At 79.0% G+C, this 1575-nt stretch carries 1 pseudogene; it reads left to right on the top strand.

The annotated features are described in order from the left end of the window. Positions 1-1544: pseudogene (locus tag IE312_RS42925) on the top strand (DNA polymerase III subunit gamma and tau); the annotation flags it as partial. Positions 1545-1575: the final 31 nt, after the last annotated feature.

Here is a 1575-nt window from a genome sequence, read left to right as displayed (position 1 = left end):
TCGTCGACCGTGTCATCGAGGGCGGCAACGACCCGCGGCGGTTCGTCGCCGACCTGCTGGAGCGGCTGCGCGACCTGGTGATCCTGGCCGCCGTTCCGGACGCCGTGGACAAGGGGCTCATCGACGCCCCGGTCGACGTCCTGGAGCGGATGCAGGCCCAGGCCGAGACCTTCGGCGCCGCCGAGCTGAGCCGCGCCGCCGACCTGGTCAACGAGGGTCTGACCGAGATGCGCGGCGCCACCTCTCCGCGCCTGCAGCTGGAACTGATCTGCGCCCGCGTCCTGCTCCCCGCCGCCTACGGCGACCAGCGGTCCGTCATGGCCCGCCTCGACCGCTTGGAGCGCGGCATCAGCTTCTCCGGCGGTGCGGGTGCGCCGGCCATGGGGTACGTCCCCGGTCCCGAGGCCCACGGCGGCGCCTTCGCGCCGGGTGCGGGCGTGGGTGCGGTTCCCGCGCCGCCCGGTGGGGGACCTGCGGCGGCACGCGCGGCGGTCCGAGCCGCGGGCGCTCCCGCCGAGCAGGGCGCTGCGGTCGAGCAGGGCGCTCGGGTCGAGCAGGGCGGCCCGACCGCGCCCAGTGCTCCGGCCGGCCCGGCCGGCGTTCCGGGCGGTCCGGGCGCCCCGGCCGAACCCGCCCCCGCACCGACGCCGCCTGCCCCTGCACCTGCACCTGCTCCGGCCCCCGCCGCGCAGCCCCCTGCAGCCGCCGCCCCCGCCGCCGGTGCCTGGCCCACGGCCGCCCCCGCCGGTGGCGGCCGGCGTCCCGGTGGCTGGCCCACGGCCGCCGGGCCGGGCCAGGGTCCCGGCCGTGCGGCCACCGCCCCGACCGCGACCCCGACCCCTGCCTCCGCCCCTGCGCAGCCGGCGCAGCCCACGCCCGCGGCCCCCGCCGCGCAGGCCCCCGCTCCCGCGCCCACCGGCGGTCTCGACCCCCGTGCGCTCTGGCCGAACATCCTGGAGGCCGTCAAGAACCGGCGCCGCTTCACCTGGATCCTGCTGAGTCAGAACGCCCAGGTGACCGGCTTCGACGGCACCACCCTCCAGCTCGGCTTCGTCAACGCCGGCGCCCGCGACAACTTCGCCGGCAGCGGCAGCGAGGACGTGCTGCGGCAGGCGCTGGCCGAGCAGTTCAGCGTGCAGTGGAAGATCGAGGCGATCGTCGACCCGTCCGGCGGCGGCTCAGCCCCGCCCGCGGGCGGGACGCCCGGCTACGGCGGAGGCGGCGGCTACGGCGGCGCGTCCCCCGCCGGCCACGGCAGCGCCCAGGGCGGTGGTTACGGCAGCGCCGCCGGCGGTGGCTACGGCACCCAGGCCGCCTCCCGCCCCGCGCCCGCCCAGCCGTCGGCCCAGGCCGCCGCGCAGAACGGCGCCCGGACCGCGCCCGCGACCCGGCCGGACACCGCGCCGGAGCCGCCGCCCGTCGCCCCCGAGGACGACATCCCCGAGGACGACGACCCGGATCTGGACGAGTCGGCGCTCTCCGGCCACGAACTGATCGTGCGGGAGCTGGGGGCGACGGTGGTCGAGGAGTTCTCGAACGAGTGAGGGCCCCACGGCCCGGCCCGCGACCGTCCCC

Source organism: Streptomyces capoamus (assembly GCF_014654935.1).
Lineage (GTDB): Bacteria > Actinomycetota > Actinomycetes > Streptomycetales > Streptomycetaceae > Streptomyces > Streptomyces capoamus.
This window is presented reverse-complemented; position numbering and strand designations above follow the sequence as displayed.